The sequence below is a fragment of the Pseudomonas botevensis genome (assembly GCF_019145475.1).
Taxonomy (GTDB): Bacteria; Pseudomonadota; Gammaproteobacteria; order Pseudomonadales; family Pseudomonadaceae; genus Aquipseudomonas; species Aquipseudomonas botevensis.
In genome coordinates this window covers 46,065-63,558 of sequence record NZ_JAHTKI010000017.1, presented here as the reverse complement: position 1 = coordinate 63,558, position 17,494 = coordinate 46,065, and the positions used below count along the sequence as shown (strand labels likewise).

Genomic DNA, 17,494 nt, shown 5'->3' with positions numbered 1-17,494 from the left:
GCTATTTATGTGTTTCACCCGGTAAATGATTTCCCTGACGGCAGCCTTGCGAGGCGCCTTTCTACAATCATAATTTGCTCCGCTTCAGTAAGCGGTGCTGTTAAGGAAAGCCGACATGCAGCTTAAAGACACCCTGTTGTTCCGCCAGCAAGCCTTTATCGATGGCGCTTGGGTCGATGCGGACAACGGTCAGACGATCAAGGTCAACAACCCGGCAACGGGTGAAATTCTGGGCACCGTGCCGAAGATGGGCACTGCCGAAACCCGCCGCGCCATCGAAGCCGCCGACAAGGCGCTGCCGGCCTGGCGTGCACTGACCGCCAAAGAGCGTGCGAACAAGCTGCGTCGCTGGTTCGAACTGATGATCGAGAACCAGGACGACCTCGCTCGCCTGATGACCCTCGAACAAGGCAAGCCGCTGGCCGAAGCCAAGGGCGAAATCGCCTACGCCGCCTCCTTCCTGGAGTGGTTCGCCGAAGAAGCCAAGCGCATCTACGGTGACGTGATTCCGGGCCACCAGCCGGACAAGCGCCTGATCGTGATGAAGCAGCCGATCGGCGTGACTGCCGCCATTACCCCGTGGAACTTCCCGGCGGCGATGATCACCCGTAAAGCCGGCCCGGCCCTGGCCGCCGGTTGCACCATGGTGCTCAAGCCTGCTTCGCAAACGCCTTTCTCCGCGTTCGCCCTGGCCGAGCTGGCCCAGCGCGCCGGCATTCCAAAAGGTGTGTTCAGCGTGGTCACCGGCAGCGCCGGCGACATCGGCAGCGAGCTGACCGGCAACCCGATCGTGCGCAAACTGTCCTTTACCGGCTCGACCGAAATCGGTCGCCAACTGATGTCGGAATGCGCCAAGGACATCAAGAAAGTTTCCCTGGAACTGGGCGGTAACGCACCGTTCATCGTGTTCGACGACGCGGACCTGGATAAGGCCGTCGAAGGCGCGATCATTTCCAAATACCGCAACAACGGCCAGACCTGTGTCTGCGCTAACCGTCTGTACATTCAGGACGGTGTGTACGACGCATTCGCCGAGAAGCTGAAAGCGGCGGTTGCCAAACTGAAGATCGGCAACGGTCTGGAAGAAGGCACCACCACCGGTCCGCTGATCGACGAGAAGGCCGTGGCCAAGGTGCAGGAGCATATCGCCGACGCCGTGGGCAAAGGCGCAACCTTGCTGGCCGGTGGCAAGCCGATGGAAGGCAACTTCTTCGAACCGACCATCCTGACCAACGTGCCGAACAACGCGGCTGTCGCCAAGGAAGAAACCTTCGGCCCGCTGGCGCCGCTGTTCCGCTTCAAAGATGAAGCCGACGTGATCGCGATGTCCAACGACACCGAGTTCGGCCTGGCCTCGTACTTCTACGCTCGCGACCTGGGCCGTGTGTTCCGTGTGGCCGAGGCCCTGGAGTACGGCATGGTTGGCGTCAACACCGGTCTGATCTCCAACGAAGTCGCGCCGTTCGGCGGTATCAAGGCTTCGGGCCTGGGCCGTGAAGGCTCCAAGTACGGCATCGAGGATTACCTGGAAATCAAATACCTCTGCCTGGGCATCTAAGCCCGGCCAGGGATTGCTTCAAACGCAAAGGGCACGAGAGCGCTGTCCCTTTGCGTCGCTTCAAAACGGAATTTTCTCTGCGGCCGGGAACGCTGTGGCAGTCGATCATCGCATGCTGCCGTAGTTGCTCCCCGCCGCGTAATCCTTGAACCACGCCGACCGATGAGCGGCGAATGAGGAATGTAATGAGCAAGACTAACGCTGATTTGATGGCCCGCCGTGTAGCCGCTGTTCCACGTGGTGTTGGCCAGATCCACCCGATCTTCGCCGAGTCCGCGAAGAACGCGACCGTGACCGACGTTGAAGGTCGCGAGTTCATCGACTTCGCCGGCGGTATCGCCGTGCTGAACACCGGCCACGTGCATCCGAAAATCATCGCCGCCGTGACCGAGCAACTGAACAAGCTGACCCACACCTGCTTCCAGGTACTGGCCTACGAGCCGTACGTGGAACTGTGCGAGAAAGTGAACGCCCGTGTTCCGGGTGATTTCGCCAAGAAAACCCTGCTGGTGACCACCGGTTCCGAAGCTGTTGAAAACGCCGTGAAGATCGCCCGTGCCGCCACTGGCCGCGCAGGCGTGATCGCCTTCACCGGCGCTTACCACGGCCGCACCATGATGACCCTGGGTCTGACCGGTAAAGTCGTGCCTTACTCGGCCGGCATGGGCCTGATGCCAGGCGGCATCTTCCGCGCGCTGTACCCGAACGAACTGCATGGCGTGAGCATCGACGATTCGATCGCCAGCATCGAACGCATCTTCAAGAACGACGCCGAGCCGAAAGACATCGCCGCGATCATCATCGAGCCTGTGCAGGGTGAAGGTGGTTTCTATGTCGCGCCGAAAGAATTCATGAAGCGCCTGCGTGCCCTGTGCGACCAGCACGGCATCCTGCTGATCGCTGACGAAGTGCAGACTGGCGCCGGCCGTACCGGCACCTTCTTCGCCATGGAACAGATGGGCGTTGCCGCCGACCTGACCACCTTCGCCAAATCCATCGCTGGCGGCTTCCCGTTGGCCGGTGTCTGCGGCAAGGCCGAATACATGGACGCCATCGCTCCAGGCGGTCTGGGCGGCACCTACGCCGGTAGCCCGATCGCTTGCGCCGCTGCCCTGGCAGTGATGGAAGTGTTCGAAGAAGAGCACCTGCTGGATCGCTGCAAAGCGGTCGGCGAGCGTCTGGTGACTGGCCTGAAGGCTATCCAGGCCAAATACCCGGTGATCGGTGAAGTACGTGCCCTGGGCGCGATGATCGCGGTCGAGCTGTTCGAAAACGGCGACAGCCACAAGCCTAACCCGACTGCCGTTGCAGCCGTGGTTGCCAAGGCTCGCGACAAGGGCCTGATCCTGCTGTCCTGCGGCACTTACGGCAACGTGCTGCGCGTCCTGGTCCCGCTGACATCGCCGGACGAGCAACTGGACAAAGGCCTGGCGATCATCGAAGAGTGCTTCGCGGAGCTGTAAGCCCGGGCGCTGTGTGATCGGATCGACAAAAAACCCGCTTCGGCGGGTTTTTTCATACCCTCGAAACACTTCCGGGGCTTTTGCGCTGTATCGAATGGCCAGCATTGGCTAAGGTTCAGGGATTGCAAGGGAGAGCGCGCATGACTGCCGTTGAATTACCCGCCGTACCCCGGGTGCTGATTGCCGAGGCCGACCCCTGGTCTCGCGATCTGCTCAAGCAGGTGCTGTTGAACGTACGCTGCGATGCGCGGCTGGATCTGTGCTCCGATGGCCAGCACGCGCTGTCGCTGCTCAGCGAAGTACCGTATGACCTGGCCATCGTTGACTGGGAGTTGCCCGGCGTCGATGGCCTGAACGTGTTGCGCAGTGTTCGCCAGCGCAAACGCAATCCGCCGCTGCCGTTCATTTTGATGAGCAGTCGCAATGACAGCGCCAGCGTGCGCGAAGCCCTGCCGCTGGCGCCGACGGCCTATCTGGCCAAACCCCTGAACATGGAAAGCCTGACCCAGCGGTTGCAGGATCTGCTGCTCCATGCGGGCGAAGAAGTGTTTTGCGAAGTGCCGTCGCTGGCGCCGGGCATGACCCTCGCGGTGTTCCTCGAACGACGCCGTGAGCAGGCCGATGGCGCGCCGCTGATGACCGACGTGCAAGTCGCGGTCAAACGCAGCCTCAATCCCAACGGCCTCGATCTGAAATTGCTGGAAGACGAAATTCGCACCGACCCGCAGATCACCGCAGTGTTGATCGCTGCCGCCAACAGCGCCGCGCAGCATCACGGCGCGCCGGTGCAGACACTGGGCCAGGCGTTGCACCGGTTGGGCACCGGGCAGAGCATGAACCTGATCCTCGGTCTGGCACTCAAGCGCAGCGCCAAACTCAGTGACCCGTGCCTGGCGGATTACGCCGAGCGTTATTGGGGCCTGTCGCTGCACACCGCCGAATATGCGCGGACGCTGGCGCGGTTGCTCGATCTGGATCAGGAGCGCTGTTATTGCGCGGGCATGCTGCATCGTCTTGGCGACCTGGCGTTGCTGCGTTGCTTGCAGGAATGGCAGCAGGCGGGCGGCGAGCTTGACGATCAAGAGGAAGTGGGCGAGGCGCTGGTGGAGTTCGGCGCGGCCTATGGTTCAGCCCTGCGTACCCGCTGGCGTCTGCCGCTGGAACTGCGCGAGTTGATCGCGGCGGTCTATCAGCTTGGGGGCGGAGTGTATTCCCGCGAGGCGCTGGTGATGAACATGGCGGCGCAGATGGCGCGCCTGACCGAGCATGAGGGCATCGAAGAACTGGCGAAGAGCCGCACGGCGCGGCTGCTCAAGATCGGGCTGCCGGAACTGATGCGGATGCGCAAATAGTCGGCGCTGCCAAAAGCCATGAGAGCCGGATTGGCCCGGCTCCCACCTTGGTTTTGGGTCTGTCCAGCAAGCTGTGTCAGCCGGAAATGATCCGGTTCTTGCCCTGGCGCTTGGCCTCGTACATCGCCGTGTCGGCGCGGGCGAACAGGCTGTCGAGGTTTTCGTCTTCCGGGGTCAGGCTGGTCAGGCCCTGGCTGACGGTGACGCTGAATGTCTGCCCTTCATGGCTGAAGCTCAACCGCTGAATCTCCCGTTGCAGCCGCTCGGCCACTTGCATCGCCATGTCCGGCGCGCAGCCGGGGAACACCGCGGCGAACTCCTCGCCACCAATGCGCCCGAACAGATCGCCACGACGCAATGAGGCCCGCCCGCACTCGGCGATCCGTTGCAGGACGGTGTCGCCTTCCGGATGGCCGTAGGTGTCGTTGATCACCTTGAAGTCATCGATATCCAGCAGCAGAAACGCCAACGGCGCGCCTTGCAGGCGGGCCTGTTCGAATTCCTGGTTGGCGCATTCGAAGAAGTGGCGGCGGTTGCTGCTTTGGGTCAGCACATCGGTGGTGGCCAGGCGCTGCAACTCGGTTTCCAGTTGCTTCTTTTCGGTGATGTCTTCGGCGATGCCGACGATGATCACCGGCTGTCCCGGTTCTTCCAGGCGATTGATGAAGCATTTGTCGCTGAGCCAGCGCACCTGACCGTCGGCATCGATGATCCGGTATTCGCGATCTTCCACGGCACCCTTGTGCAGCACTTCGGCGAGGCTGCGTTCGGCGTATTCCAGATCGTCGGGGTAGATGCTATCGCGCCACTGGTTGTAGTCGGCCAGCAGCAATCCGGCGGAGCGGCCGAAGATCCTTTCGTAGGCCGGGCTGACGTACAGCACCTGGCGGGTTTCCCAGTTGAACGCCCAGAGCACGGCGTTGACGCTGACCAGCAGCGAACTGAACAGCTGTTCGCGTTCGCTCAGGCGCGCGACCTCACCCTGGGCGTGCATCAGCGCCATCAGGGTTTGCGCGGCTTCGGGCCACTGCGGGGGGGATGAGTCTTTTTGGTTGTTGTTGACCATCGGCACATATCTCAAAGGGCGTGCCGCGATTCGACAGCGGCCACAGTACAGCCCGCCGGGGATGGCGAAGTGTCATTGAGATAGGGGATCGGGGGTGAAGTTCCGAAGGGCGCGCCCGGGAACCGGGCGCGCCGATCAACGGCATCAGACGGCGGCGGGACGCAGCGAGTAGGTCTTCAACTGGTCGGCGAAGTCGCGCAGGGACTGAATGCCACTGGCTTCGGCCTCGTGGACCCATTCCTTGATGGCCGCGAGCATGTCGTGGCCATTTGCGCTGGTCTTGACCCAGATCTGCTGCAAGGCCAGACGTTTCTCGTAAATTACCTTCAGCGCCTGGCTGTGCTCGAGCATGTTCTGGATGCGCACGTGATGACGATCCTCCAGCAGGCTGGTTTCCCGCGAGAGCAGGCGCTTGGCCCGATGGAACTGGTGACGCACGGAATGATCGACCTTCGCCAGCTCCTGCTTGACCAGCGGCCCGATCACCAGTTTTCGGTACTGGGCCATGATCTGGAAGCGGTTGTTGAGGATCGCCATGGCGGTGTCCATGTCCAGGCTGCCCTTGCCTTCGACGCGGTGGGCAATCGGCGCGACCCGCTGCACCTTGGCCAGACGCAGGAAACTGAAGACTTTGATCCACGCCCAGCCGAGGTCGAATTCCCATTTCCTGACCGACAGCTTGGCCGAGTTGGGGTAGGTGTGATGGTTGTTGTGCAGTTCTTCACCGCCGATCAGGATGCCCCACGGCACCAGATTGGTCGCGGCATCGCGGCATTCGAAGTTGCGGTAGCCGATGGCATGGCCGAGGCCGTTGACCACGCCGGCGGCCCAAACGGGGATCCACATCATCTGGATGGCCCAGATGGTGATGCCGATGGTGCCGAACAGCAGCAGGTCGATGACCGCCATGATCGCCACGCCGAGCAGGCGATAGCGGCTGTAGAGGTTGCGCTCGATCCAGTCTTCGGGGCAGTTCTTGCCGTAGATGCGCAGGGTCTCGGGGTTCTGTGCCTCTTCGCGGTACAGCTCGGCGCCTTTGCGCAGCACGGTGGACAGACCCTTGATGACCGGACTGTGCGGGTCATCCTCGGTTTCGCATTTGGCGTGGTGCTTGCGGTGGATGGCGGTCCACTCGCGAGTGTTCTGCGCCGTGGTCAGCCACAGCCAGAAACGGAAAAAATGCTTCAGCCCGGCACTCAGCTCAAGGGAGCGATGGGCCGAGTAGCGGTGCAAGTAGACCGTGACGCTGACGATCGTCACGTGGGTCATCAGCAGGGTCACGGCGACCAGTGACCAGGCCGACAAGCCAAGAAAACCTTCGTACCACATAGGCTATGGGGCCCTCGATAAATAAAAAAACAGCCGCTGCATTATCACCAAGCACACAGATAAAACCAGTCGGCCTTTCAGATAAGAGTTGGCTGGATGTTTCTTGACCTATAATCCCGACATTTTTGTAGGGACATGGACGGCCGAATGTCTGCCACTTATCGCGATGCCTTGCGTGCAGCGCTGCTTTATCTGGTTCTTGCAGTGGTCTGGCTGCAGGGCACTGGTTACTTATTGAACAGTTTCTTCGATAGCTCCGGGGATCTGCTGCGTTGGCAACTGATCAACGGTTATGCGTTTGTGGCGCTCAGCGCCGGTCTGATCTTTCTCGCCCGGGCACGATTGTTCGAATGTTTGGGGATCGGTGCCCGTCTGCGTGAGCGTCAGGCCGATCGCGAACGCCTGCGCCAGGCTGCGGCGGTGTTCGACTGCACCCGTGAAGGCGTGCTGGTCACCGATCGCCAGGGGCTGATTGTTCACGTCAACCGCGCCTTTATGGAAATCACCGGTTATCAGGGCGAGGAAGTCCTCGGACGCCAGCCAAGCCTGTTCAAGTCGGGCCATCATCCGCCGGGCTTCTATCAGGCGATGTTCGCGCAACTGGGGGCGAGCGGAGAATGGAGCGGGGAAATCTGGAACCGACGCAAAAGCGGCGAGATCTATCCACAATGGCAGACGATCCGCGTCATTCACGACGATGACGGCCGTCTCAGCCATTACGTGGCGGTGTTTTCCGACATCAGCGCGATCAAGGACTCCGAGCACGAACTCAAGCACCTGGCCCATCACGATCCCCTGACCGACCTGCCCAACCGCCTGCTGTTCAGTGATCGCGCCGAGCAGGCGCTGGCTTCGGCGCAGATCCACAAACGCGGTTGCGCGTTGCTGATGATCGATCTGGATCACTTCAAGTTGATCAACGACAGCCTCGGTCACAACGTCGGTGACCGCTTGCTCAAGGCGGTGGCCGCGCGTTTGCAGGACTTGTTCGGGCCGGGAATCACCCTGGCGCGGCTGGGCGGCGATGAGTTCGCCGTGCTGGCAGAAAGTTGTCCCCAACTGGTGCAGGCGGCCGCGCTGGCGCAACGGATTCTCGACGGACTCAAGGAGCCGTTCTGCCTGGACGGCCACGAACTGTTCATCGACGCCAGCATCGGCATCAGCCTGTTCCCCAGCGATGCCCTGAGTGCCGAACAACTGTTGCGCAACGCCGACGCGGCGTTGTTCAAGGCCAAGAGCAGCGGGCGCAATGGCTACGCGCTGTACACCGAAGAACTTACTGCCCACGCCCAGCAACGGGTCGAAATCGCTTTCGAACTGCGCCGCGCGCTGGAGCAGCAGGAGCTGCGGGTTTATTACCAGCCGGTGCATGACCTCAAAAGCAGTCGCCTGATCGGTGTCGAGGCGCTGGTGCGCTGGGAGCATCCGCAGCGCGGACTGGTCTCGCCGGCGGAGTTCATCCCGATTGCCGAGCGCACCGGGATGATTGCCGAGATCGACGCCTGGGTCATGCAGCAGGCCTGTCGACAGATGTGCCAATGGCAGCAGGCCGGGGTGGTGCTGTCGTTTGTCGCGGTGAATGTCTCGTCGCGGCTGTTCGCCCGCCGCGAGTTGTATCAGCAGGTGGCGCAGGTGCTGCACGACACCGGACTGGATCCGGCCTGTCTGGAACTGGAAGTCACCGAAAGCGCGGTAATGGACGACCCGGAAGTGGCACTGGAGCAGATGCATCGCCTGCGCGAGTTGGGCATTCGTCTGGCGATCGACGATTTCGGCACCGGGTATTCGTCGCTGCTGCGGCTCAAGCGCCTGCCGGTGCAGAAGCTGAAGATCGACCAGGGTTTTGTCGCCGGGCTGCCGTGGGACGAGGATGACGCGGCAATCGTCCGGGTCATCATTGCGCTGGCCCGCAGCATGGGCATGCAGGTACACGCCGAAGGCATCGAGCAAGGCGAGCAGGCGGCGTTTCTGCTGGCGCAGGAATGTGATCTGGGCCAGGGCTACTGGTTCGGGCGGCCGGTGCCGGCGGCGCAACTGGACTGGATGAATGCGCCGGTGATTGGCTGAATCCCCGGCTTTTGGTGCCGGCTCTCAAGGCGTGTTCTTGCGCCTGTGCGAAGCGCAAACCCTTGTCCCGCCAGATAATGTTTTCTGGTTATATAAACATTCTTAAATAGTCTTTTTAAGAATATCCAAGGCTCTTTTATATTGCATCCACGCCGAACGCAGTGCCGCCCACTGCCAGGCATATCCCATACAAAGGAGCAGCACCATGAGCGCATCCCTGCGTAGCGTTGACGGTCAGGACGAAACCACCATCTTGCGCGAAATCCAGAGCGCCTTGCGCGACCTGCGTTTCGGTGCGGTGGAAATCACTGTGCATAACGCCCAAGTGGTCCAGATCGAGCGTAAAGAGAAATTCCGCTTGCAGCAGCCGGGCAACAAGCCGGGCTGAAATCAAAAGATCGCAGCCTGCGGCAGTTTCCGCAGGGGATGAATGCGGGAGCTGCCGCAGGCGGCGATCTTTGAATGAGCAACCGATTCCAGCAGCACATAAGAAAAAGCCACCACCAAGAATTCCAGGAGCTTTCACCATGTCGTCGATTCGCCGTTACGCTTTGGCCGCCCTGGCCAGCGCTGTGTTTGCCGGTTCTGCGGTTGCCAAGGATTACGAACTGCTCAACGTGTCGTACGACCCGACCCGTGAGCTGTATCAGGATTACAACGCCGAGTTCATCAAGTTCTGGCAGAAGGATCATGCCGGCGACACCGTGAAGATCCAGCAATCCCACGGTGGCTCGGGCAAGCAGGGTCGTGCGGTGATCGATGGCCTGCGCGCCGACGTCGTGACCCTGGCCCTGGCGGGCGACATCGACGAAATCGCCAAGCTCGGCAAGACCTTGCCGGCCGACTGGCAGAAGCGTCTGCCGGAAGCCAGCACGCCGTACACTTCGACCATCGTGTTCCTGGTGCGCAAGGGCAACCCGAAAGGCATCAAGGACTGGGGCGACCTGGTCAAGAACGACGTCTCGGTGATCACCCCGAACCCGAAAACCTCCGGCGGTGCCCGCTGGAACTTCCTCGCGGCGTGGGCCTACGGCCTGAAAGCCAACGGCGGCAACGAAGAGAAGGCCAAGGAATACGTGCAGACCCTGTTCAAGCACGTTCCGGTGCTGGACACCGGCGCCCGTGGCTCGACCATCACCTTCGTCAACAACGGTCAGGGTGACGTGTTGCTGGCCTGGGAGAACGAAGCGTTCCTGGCGCTGAAAGAAGATGGCGGCGCCGACAAGTTCGACATCGTCGTGCCGTCCCTGTCGATCCTCGCCGAACCGCCGGTGGCCGTGGTCGACAAGAACGCCGAGAAGAAAGGCAACGAGCAGATCGCCGAAGCCTACCTCAAGCACCTGTACAGCCCGGCCGGCCAGGAAATCGCGGCGAAGAATTTCTACCGTCCGCGTGACAAGGACGTTGCTGCCAAGTACGCCCAGCAGTTCCCGAAACTGGAGCTGGTGACCATCGACAAGGACTTCGGCGGCTGGAAAACCGCGCAACCGAAATTCTTCAATGACGGTGGCGTGTTCGACCAGATCTATCAGGCGCAGTAAGTATCAATAGCCTAAAACGAGCCCCGGATTTATGTTCGGGGCTTTGCGCGTTCTCAAACCAGGGACTTTTATGTCGCGTCGTATCTCCCCCGTCATACCCGGCTTCGGGCTGACGCTGGGCTACACCTTGGTGTACCTCAGCCTGATTGTGCTAATCCCGCTGGCGGCGATGTTCGTCCACGCCGCCCAACTCACCTGGGATCAATTCTGGACGATCATCTCCGCGCCACGGGTGCTGGCGGCGTTGAAGCTGAGTTTCGGCACTGCGCTGTGTGCCGCGATCATCAACGGCATCATCGGCACGCTGCTGGCCTGGGTGCTGGTGCGCTACACCTTCCCGGGCCGCAAGGTGATCGACGCGATGATCGACCTGCCGTTCGCCCTGCCGACAGCGGTGGCCGGTATCGCCCTGACGGCGCTGTACACGCCGACCGGGCTGGTCGGGCAGTTCGCCGCCGACCTCGGGTTCAAGATCGCCTACACCCCGTTGGGGATTACCCTCGCCCTGACCTTCGTGACCCTGCCGTTCGTGGTGCGCACGGTGCAGCCGGTGCTCGCCGATATTCCCCGTGAAGTCGAAGAAGCCGCTGCTTGCCTGGGGGCGAAACCGTTGCAGGTGTTCCGCCACATTCTGCTGCCGGCACTGCTGCCGGCGTGGCTGACCGGGTTTGCCCTGGCATTCGCCCGGGGCGTCGGCGAGTACGGCTCGGTGATTTTCATCGCCGGCAACATGCCGATGAAAACCGAGATCCTGCCGCTGCTGATCATGGTCAAGCTCGACCAATACGACTACACCGGCGCCACCTCCATCGGCGTGCTGATGCTGGTGGTTTCCTTCGTCCTGTTGCTGCTGATCAACCTGTTGCAGCGGCGCATCGAAACCCCATAAGGAGGCGCGAACCATGTCCCAATCGTCTATTGCGGCCGCGTCCTCGGCCAACGCCGCGCGCCGTGGCAGCGCCACGTCGCGCAGAGTCCTGATCGGCCTTGGCTGGCTGATCTTCGCCCTGTTCCTGTTGCTGCCGCTGTTCATCGTGGTGTCCCAGGGTCTGAAGAACGGCATCGGTGAATTTTTCACCGCGATCCTTGAACCTGATGCCTTGTCGGCGCTGAAACTCACGGTGATCGCCGTGCTGATTTCGGTGCCGCTGAACCTGGTGTTCGGTGTCAGCGCCGCGTGGTGCGTGAGCAAATATTCGTTCCGTGGCAAGAGCATCCTGGTGACGCTGATCGACCTGCCGTTCTCGGTATCGCCGGTGATCGCCGGTCTGGTCTACGTGCTGATGTTCGGCGCTCAAGGCCTGTTCGGACCGTGGTTGCAGGATCACGACATCCAGATCGTCTTCGCCCTGCCGGGTATCGTGCTGGCGACGATCTTCGTCACCGTGCCTTTCGTGGCCCGTGAGCTGATTCCGCTGATGCAGGAGCAAGGTACTCAGGAAGAGGAAGCCGCGCGTCTGCTCGGCGCCAATGGCTGGCAGATGTTCTGGCACGTCACCGTACCCAATATCAAATGGGGCCTGATCTATGGCGTGGTGCTGTGTACCGCGCGGGCCATGGGTGAGTTCGGTGCGGTGTCGGTGGTTTCCGGGCACATTCGCGGGGTGACGAACACCTTGCCTCTGCACGTCGAGATCCTCTACAACGAATACAACCATGTGGCCGCGTTCGCCGTGGCGAGCCTGTTGCTGATCCTGGCGCTCTTCATCCTGCTGCTCAAGCAGTGGAGCGAAAACCGTATCAACCGCCTGCGCGCCAGCGCCGCGGAGGAATAATTCATGTCGATCGAAGTGCGTAACGTCAGCAAGAATTTCAACGCGTTCAAGGCGCTGAACGATATCAGCCTGGACATTCGCAGCGGTGAGCTGGTGGCGCTGCTCGGCCCGTCCGGCTGCGGCAAGACCACCCTGTTGCGGATCATCGCCGGTCTGGAAACTCCGGATCAGGGCAACATCGTGTTCCACGGCGAAGACGTTTCCGGCCATGACGTGCGTGATCGCAACGTCGGTTTCGTGTTCCAGCACTATGCCTTGTTCCGCCACATGACGGTGTTCGACAACGTCGCGTTCGGCCTGCGGATGAAGCCGAAAAACCAGCGCCCGAACGAGAGCCAGATCGCTGCCAAGGTTCACGAACTGCTGAACATGGTGCAACTGGACTGGCTGTCGGATCGCTATCCGGAACAACTGTCCGGTGGCCAGCGTCAGCGTATCGCCCTGGCCCGCGCCCTGGCGGTGGAGCCGAAAGTGCTGCTGCTCGACGAGCCGTTCGGCGCCCTCGATGCCAAGGTGCGCAAGGAGCTGCGCCGCTGGCTGGCACGGCTGCACGAAGACATCAACCTGACCTCGGTGTTCGTGACCCACGACCAGGAAGAAGCGATGGAAGTCGCCGACCGCATCGTGGTGATGAACAAGGGCGTGATCGAGCAGATCGGTTCACCGGGCGACGTCTACGAAAACCCGGCCAGCGATTTCGTCTATCACTTCCTCGGCGATTCGAACCGCCTGCACCTGGGTGATGACAATCATGTGCTGTTCCGTCCCCACGAAGTGTCGCTGTCGCGGCATGAACTGGCGGATCACCATGCGGCCGAAGTGCGCGATATCCGGCCGCTGGGCGCCACCACACGGGTGACGCTGAAGGTCGAAGGGCAGGCCGATCTGATCGAGGCCGAAGTGGTCAAGGATCACGACAGCCTGACGGGGCTGGCGAAGGGCGAGACGCTGTTCTTCAAGCCGAAGGTCTGGCAGAAAGTCGCCAATCTCTGAGATCAAAAGCTTCGCGGGCAAGCCCGCTCCCACGGGTGGACGGTGTACACCGATCCACTGTGGGAGCGTCGTTGCTGATGCAGTTATTACTGTTAGCGCGATTCGATCTAACCGCCTGCCAACCCGGACTTATTCCTTACCTAATCTCCAGTCTGTGCCAGGAGGCGCAGTGAAGAGTCCATGACGGACCGGCGTATCTCCTGGACCCTGATGCCAAGGAGATAACGATGAGAATGGAAGTCCACAGGCACCGGCCGTGGCTGGGGTGTGCGTTGTTTGGCGCAATCCTCAGTCCCCTGGCCTATGCCGACCCCACGCTGTCCATGCAAATACCCTTCGATGTCACGGCCACACCACCGTTTTCCCTGACCAGCCTGCAACAGAACTTCGATGAAATGTCATGGCAGACGTTCATCGCGCTGAACTGGCCGGCGCTGGATAACGGCGATCCGAACAGCGGCACCCAGATCGGCCAGCAGGACGCCGCGACGGTCTGGGAAAGCTGGAAAGAGAGTTATCAGATCTTCCTGCCCAACGGCCAGAAACCGGCGTCCTGGAGCGCGTCGGCAAATGTTCCCAAGGCGTGCGAGGGGCTCGGAGAAGGGCGCCTTCTGCAACAGATGGGCAAGGTGCCGGATGTCCTCGACGAATTTATCCAGCCTTTCCAGAGCGGACCGCTGGTGGACCAGGCCGGCGTCTACACGCGCAACGAAATCGTGGTCAACCAGCCGATGTTCAACGATATCGTCAATAACGGCCTGTACAGCGTCGAGGGGCAACAGGCGTTTTTCAAGGCCAGTTCGAGCAATACCGTGGCGTTCAGTTGCGGCGATCCGAAAACCAGTGAAGTCGGTTCGCTGATGGTCAAGGCGTCGTGGAAAGTCCTCGACGGCAATGACAAACGCGAGAACTTCCACACCGTCGATGCGCTGGTCTACACGCCGGGCAACAGCGACCCGAGCAAAGGGCCGGTGGTGCCGGAGTCCTGCAAGGCCGAACCGGTCGGGCTGGTGGGGCTGCACATCGTACACAAGACCAGCAGCGCACCGCAGTGGGTCTGGTCGACCTTCGAACACGTCGATAACGTGCCGGAAAAAACCACGCCCGAGGCCGAACGCAAAGGCCCGTACCTGTTCTACAACGCCAGCAGCAAGGCCGAAGTCAATCAGCCACCGCCCCGGCCATGGAACCCGGCGGTGAAGGCCACGCCTTCGCAGATCGTTCGTGAAGAACCGCTGACCGCTGCTACCAAGACCCTCAACAGCACTTACCAGACGCTGCTGCGCACGGTGAATCCGAAGAGCGTGTGGGCCAACTATCAATTGATCAGCACCCAGTGGCCGACGCTGACGCCGCAGCCGCCGTGCCAGATCTCCAAAACCGAACCGCTGGGCCGGCCGGCACCTTCGTTCCTCGCCAACGCCACCCTGGAAACCTACATCCAGGGCACCGTGCCGCAGGCGTCCTCCAGCTGCATCGCCTGTCACGGCAACGCCGCCACCCATGTCACCGAGTCGCCGCGCACCAGCTTCGCGGACTTCACCTACCTGCTCGAACGCGCGCAATCCACGGGCGCGACAAGGAGTCAGCCATGAGCACCGATCTGGACAATTTCGCCGGTCTGTCATCGGCCCTGACCGGCATCCCGCAATCGTTCATTGCGCCGCAGGTCGACCCGGTCGGGCTGCCGACCCAGTTCCTGGCCTTCGTCGGGCCACGCATCACCATCAGCGTATTGCAGGGATTGTTGACCCAGTACGCGACGCTGGCGGCGGACAAGGTGCCGCCGGATCAGATCGCCCAGGCCATTTTGATGAACGGCACGCAGCCGGCCACCACGCAAGCGGCCCAGGCCGCCCGCGCGATCATGAAGCTCTGGCTGCTGGGCGTCTGGTATCAGCCCTATGACGTGGACAAGGTCGCCAAAACGGGCGATCAGACCGTGGTCTCCGATCAGGCCTACACCAACAGTTGGGCATGGAAAATCGCCCAGGCCCATCCGATGGGTTACAGCGAGTTTTTCTTCGGTTACTGGAACAGCGAGCCGCCGAGCCTTGAAGACTTCACCGGGGTTCCGGCCAGCGGACAACAGGGAGCGTCGTCATGAGTACCGAACAAGCAGATGTGGTGATCGTCGGCGCGGGCCTCGCAGGCAGCATCATTGCCTATCAGTTGGGCCTGGCCGGGGTGAAAGTGCTGGTGCTGGAGTCGGGGCCTGAGGTTCCGGCCAATCGCAATCAATATCTGGAGCGCTTCTACACCGCGACCCTGAAGACGCCGGAGTCACCTTATCCACCGGTCAGTACCCTGGACACGCCTCGGGACCCGGCCAAGGAGAACGCCCCCCGGGCCACCATCGCCGATCTGATTCTCGGCTGGGACAACCCCGAGGTCAGTTATCTGGTGCAGAAAGGTCCGCTGGCCTTCACCAGCACCTATGAGCGGGTCGGCGGCGGCACCACCTGGCACTGGGTAGCCACCTGCCTGCGCATGGTGCCCAACGATTTTCGCCTGAAGTCGCTGTACGGCGTGGGGGTGGACTGGCCGATCAGCTACAACGATCTGCAAAGCGCCTACTGCCGTGCCGAAGCGGAAATCGGCGTGGCGGCCAATGTCGCCGATCAGGCCTATCTGGGCATGACGTTTCCCACCGGCTACCAATTCCCGATGACCAGCATTCCGTTGTCGCTGGTCGACGGCAGTTTTGTCGCGGCGGTGCAGGGGCAGTCGTTCGACGGTTTGCCGCTGGTGGTCAGCCCGACACCGGCGGGACGCAACTCGCAGCCGTACGCCGGCCGCCGGGTGTGCGCAGGCAACACCAACTGCACGCCGATCTGCCCGATCCAGGCCAAGTACGATGCCACGGTCACCCTGAACAATGCGTTGAACACCGGCAATGTGCGGGTGCTCTACAAAACCGTGGCGAGCAAGGTCACGGTGGCGGCGGACAAGTCCATCAGCGGCATCGAGTTCATCCAGTATCAGTTGGGCGATGGCCCGCCTACCGGCACCGGCGTTGCGATCGGCCAGCGTTACGTGATCGCCGCCCATGCCATTGAAACACCGAAACTGCTGCTCAACTCCGCCAGCCCGGCGTGGCCCAAAGGTGTGGCGAACAGCAGTGGCCAGGTCGGGCGCAGCCTGTCTGATCACCCGATTTATCTGGCCTGGGGTCTGATGCCGGAAGGCAAGCAGGTGTTCCCGTATCGTGGGCCAGTGTCCACGGCCGGCATCGAAAGCCTGCGCGACGGTAAATTCCGTAGCCAGCGCGCGGCATGGCGGATCGAAATCGGCAATGAAGGCTTCAACTGGCCGGTGGGCGATCCGTATGTCACCGTCGCGGACCTGATCGATGGCGCGAACAACAGCGCCACCAACCCGCTGCCTCCCGCCTCGGGGCCACAGCAGGTGCTGTACGGCACGGCGCTGGTGCAGAAGCTCAACGACCTGCTGATCCGTCAATTCCGCATCGGCTTTCTGGTGGAGCAGGTGGAGGACGATCCGGACAATGCCGATTGCTACATCGTGCCGTCGACGCAGTACAAGGATCGGCTGGGCATCCCTCGGCCGGAGATCCACTACGACTTGTCCGACTACACCAAGGAAGGCTTCCGGCAGGCGAAGATTCTCGCCACCCACATCATCACCGAACTGCTGGGCGCCACCGAGTTGACCAAGCCGCTGCCGCCGGGGCTGTTCACCTACAAGGGGGAGGATTACAGCTTCCAGGGCGCCGGACACTTGATGGGCACGTACCGCATGGGCGATGACCCGGGCAAGTCGGTGGTCGACAAGGATCAGCGCAGTTGGGATCACAAAAACCTGTTCCTGGTGGGCGATGGCGTATTCCCCAGCACCGGCACGTCGAACCCGAGCCTGACCATCGCCGCGTTGTCGATTCAGGCCGGCGACACCCTGGCCAATGATCTGAAAGCGGCGACGGTCCAGGTCCAGGCCAATCAGCCGTGGCAAGGCACCGGGGTGCAGATCAACGGGCCGAGTCCGCGTCTGGTGCGTTATGTCAGCGGTCTGTGGTTTGCCAGTCCGGCCGGCGGCAGGGTCGATGGCAATGGCAGTCCGGGACTGATCGCCAAACCCGGCTACACCTTGCCGGGGGCCAGTGAAGGGGCGTTGATCGGGCGGATCGGCAGTTCCGGCCAGCCATTTCTGATCGGTGATCTGGCGCAGATTCCTGCCGGCCAGCAAGGCGAGTTGCAGCTGTGCATCAACGATGATCTGGAGGGACGCTACGGTGTCGGGCTTGCCGACAATCAGGGGGCGCTGACGGTGCAGGTGACCTTCGGCGCGTTGTGAAACAGGCCGGGCGACGTGCGTTGGAATGCGCGTCGC

Annotated in this window: 14 protein-coding genes; 12 read left to right on the top strand and 2 right to left on the bottom strand. The window is 61.8% G+C overall.

Annotation, left to right across the window (positions count from 1 at the left end):
* Positions 1 to 115: 115 nt before the first annotated feature.
* The 3 genes from gabD to KVQ74_RS20710 all read left to right on the top strand — a co-directional run bounded on the left by gabD (position 116) and on the right by KVQ74_RS20710 (position 4,373).
* The gene (gene gabD / locus KVQ74_RS20720) at positions 116 to 1,558 is read left to right on the top strand and encodes an NADP-dependent succinate-semialdehyde dehydrogenase (RefSeq protein WP_217833019.1); all 1,443 of its coding nucleotides are present in this window, start codon (positions 116 to 118) and stop codon (positions 1,556 to 1,558) included.
* Between the two features lie 185 nt (positions 1,559 to 1,743).
* Entirely contained in the window at positions 1,744 to 3,021 is a 1,278-nt protein-coding gene (gene gabT / locus KVQ74_RS20715; RefSeq protein WP_217833018.1) for a 4-aminobutyrate--2-oxoglutarate transaminase, read from the top strand.
* Between the two features lie 140 nt (positions 3,022 to 3,161).
* Positions 3,162 to 4,373, top strand: coding sequence for a response regulator (locus tag KVQ74_RS20710; protein ID WP_217833017.1), 1,212 nt, complete (start codon positions 3,162 to 3,164; stop codon positions 4,371 to 4,373).
* Between the two features lie 76 nt (positions 4,374 to 4,449).
* Here the strand turns inward: KVQ74_RS20710 and KVQ74_RS20705 are convergent, their stop codons facing one another.
* Together KVQ74_RS20705 and desA are read right to left on the bottom strand one after the other, a co-directional pair.
* Positions 4,450 to 5,439, bottom strand: a complete 990-nt coding sequence (locus KVQ74_RS20705) for a GGDEF domain-containing protein (protein ID WP_217833016.1) — start codon at positions 5,437 to 5,439, stop codon at positions 4,450 to 4,452.
* Positions 5,440 to 5,583: 144 nt separating this feature from the next.
* Positions 5,584 to 6,768: a delta-9 fatty acid desaturase DesA gene (gene desA, locus KVQ74_RS20700; protein WP_217833015.1), complete on the bottom strand. Its 1,185-nt coding sequence runs from the start codon at positions 6,766 to 6,768 to the stop codon at positions 5,584 to 5,586.
* 147 nt (positions 6,769 to 6,915) lie between these two features.
* Between desA and dibA the strand changes: the two genes are divergently transcribed.
* The 9 genes from dibA to KVQ74_RS20655 all read left to right on the top strand — a co-directional run bounded on the left by dibA (position 6,916) and on the right by KVQ74_RS20655 (position 17,458).
* The gene (gene dibA / locus KVQ74_RS20695; protein ID WP_217833014.1) at positions 6,916 to 8,835 is read left to right on the top strand and encodes a phosphodiesterase DibA; all 1,920 of its coding nucleotides are present in this window, start codon (positions 6,916 to 6,918) and stop codon (positions 8,833 to 8,835) included.
* 205 nt (positions 8,836 to 9,040) lie between these two features.
* Positions 9,041 to 9,223: a sulfur starvation response protein OscA gene (oscA, locus tag KVQ74_RS20690; protein WP_127648463.1), complete on the top strand. Its 183-nt coding sequence runs from the start codon at positions 9,041 to 9,043 to the stop codon at positions 9,221 to 9,223.
* Positions 9,224 to 9,362: 139 nt separating this feature from the next.
* A complete protein-coding gene (locus KVQ74_RS20685; protein WP_217833013.1) occupies positions 9,363 to 10,376 on the top strand; it encodes a sulfate ABC transporter substrate-binding protein in 1,014 nt (337 codons plus the stop codon).
* Positions 10,377 to 10,446: 70 nt separating this feature from the next.
* Positions 10,447 to 11,265 (top strand): sulfate ABC transporter permease subunit CysT, encoded by an 819-nt coding sequence (gene cysT / locus KVQ74_RS20680; protein WP_007952818.1) that lies wholly within the window; start codon positions 10,447 to 10,449, stop codon positions 11,263 to 11,265.
* A gap of 13 nt (positions 11,266 to 11,278) precedes the next feature.
* Entirely contained in the window at positions 11,279 to 12,151 is an 873-nt protein-coding gene (gene cysW / locus KVQ74_RS20675; RefSeq protein ID WP_217833012.1) for a sulfate ABC transporter permease subunit CysW, read from the top strand.
* A 3-nt stretch (positions 12,152 to 12,154) separates the two neighbouring features.
* Positions 12,155 to 13,144 (top strand): sulfate/molybdate ABC transporter ATP-binding protein, encoded by a 990-nt coding sequence (locus KVQ74_RS20670; RefSeq protein WP_217833011.1) that lies wholly within the window; start codon positions 12,155 to 12,157, stop codon positions 13,142 to 13,144.
* A 227-nt stretch (positions 13,145 to 13,371) separates the two neighbouring features.
* Positions 13,372 to 14,739 carry a cytochrome C gene (locus KVQ74_RS20665; protein WP_217833010.1) on the top strand — a complete coding sequence of 456 codons (1,368 nt, stop codon included), beginning with the start codon at positions 13,372 to 13,374 and terminating at the stop codon, positions 14,737 to 14,739.
* Positions 14,736 to 15,251, top strand: a complete 516-nt coding sequence (locus tag KVQ74_RS20660) for a sorbitol dehydrogenase (protein ID WP_217833009.1) — start codon at positions 14,736 to 14,738, stop codon at positions 15,249 to 15,251. The genes KVQ74_RS20665 and KVQ74_RS20660 overlap by 4 nt, the downstream gene beginning before the upstream one ends.
* Complete coding sequence (locus tag KVQ74_RS20655; protein ID WP_217833008.1) at positions 15,248 to 17,458, top strand: GMC family oxidoreductase; 2,211 nt, start codon at positions 15,248 to 15,250, stop codon at positions 17,456 to 17,458. Before KVQ74_RS20660 ends, KVQ74_RS20655 begins: the two co-directional genes overlap by 4 nt.
* Positions 17,459 to 17,494: the final 36 nt, after the last annotated feature.

Excerpts from the sequence above, each read along its gene's own strand:
- gabD (WP_217833019.1), top strand. The coding sequence starts at position 116 with ATGCAGCTTAAAGACACCCTGTTGTTCCGCCAGCAAGCCTTTATCGAT.
- gabT (WP_217833018.1), top strand. The coding sequence starts at position 1,744 with ATGAGCAAGACTAACGCTGATTTGATGGCCCGCCGTGTAGCCGCTGTT.
- KVQ74_RS20710 (WP_217833017.1), top strand. The coding sequence starts at position 3,162 with ATGACTGCCGTTGAATTACCCGCCGTACCCCGGGTGCTGATTGCCGAG.
- KVQ74_RS20705 (WP_217833016.1), bottom strand. The coding sequence starts at position 5,439 with ATGGTCAACAACAACCAAAAAGACTCATCCCCCCCGCAGTGGCCCGAA.
- desA (WP_217833015.1), bottom strand. The coding sequence starts at position 6,768 with ATGTGGTACGAAGGTTTTCTTGGCTTGTCGGCCTGGTCACTGGTCGCC.
- dibA (WP_217833014.1), top strand. The coding sequence starts at position 6,916 with ATGTCTGCCACTTATCGCGATGCCTTGCGTGCAGCGCTGCTTTATCTG.
- oscA (WP_127648463.1), top strand. The coding sequence starts at position 9,041 with ATGAGCGCATCCCTGCGTAGCGTTGACGGTCAGGACGAAACCACCATC.
- KVQ74_RS20685 (WP_217833013.1), top strand. The coding sequence starts at position 9,363 with ATGTCGTCGATTCGCCGTTACGCTTTGGCCGCCCTGGCCAGCGCTGTG.
- cysT (WP_007952818.1), top strand. The coding sequence starts at position 10,447 with ATGTCGCGTCGTATCTCCCCCGTCATACCCGGCTTCGGGCTGACGCTG.
- cysW (WP_217833012.1), top strand. The coding sequence starts at position 11,279 with ATGTCCCAATCGTCTATTGCGGCCGCGTCCTCGGCCAACGCCGCGCGC.
- KVQ74_RS20670 (WP_217833011.1), top strand. The coding sequence starts at position 12,155 with ATGTCGATCGAAGTGCGTAACGTCAGCAAGAATTTCAACGCGTTCAAG.
- KVQ74_RS20665 (WP_217833010.1), top strand. The coding sequence starts at position 13,372 with ATGAGAATGGAAGTCCACAGGCACCGGCCGTGGCTGGGGTGTGCGTTG.
- KVQ74_RS20660 (WP_217833009.1), top strand. The coding sequence starts at position 14,736 with ATGAGCACCGATCTGGACAATTTCGCCGGTCTGTCATCGGCCCTGACC.
- KVQ74_RS20655 (WP_217833008.1), top strand. The coding sequence starts at position 15,248 with ATGAGTACCGAACAAGCAGATGTGGTGATCGTCGGCGCGGGCCTCGCA.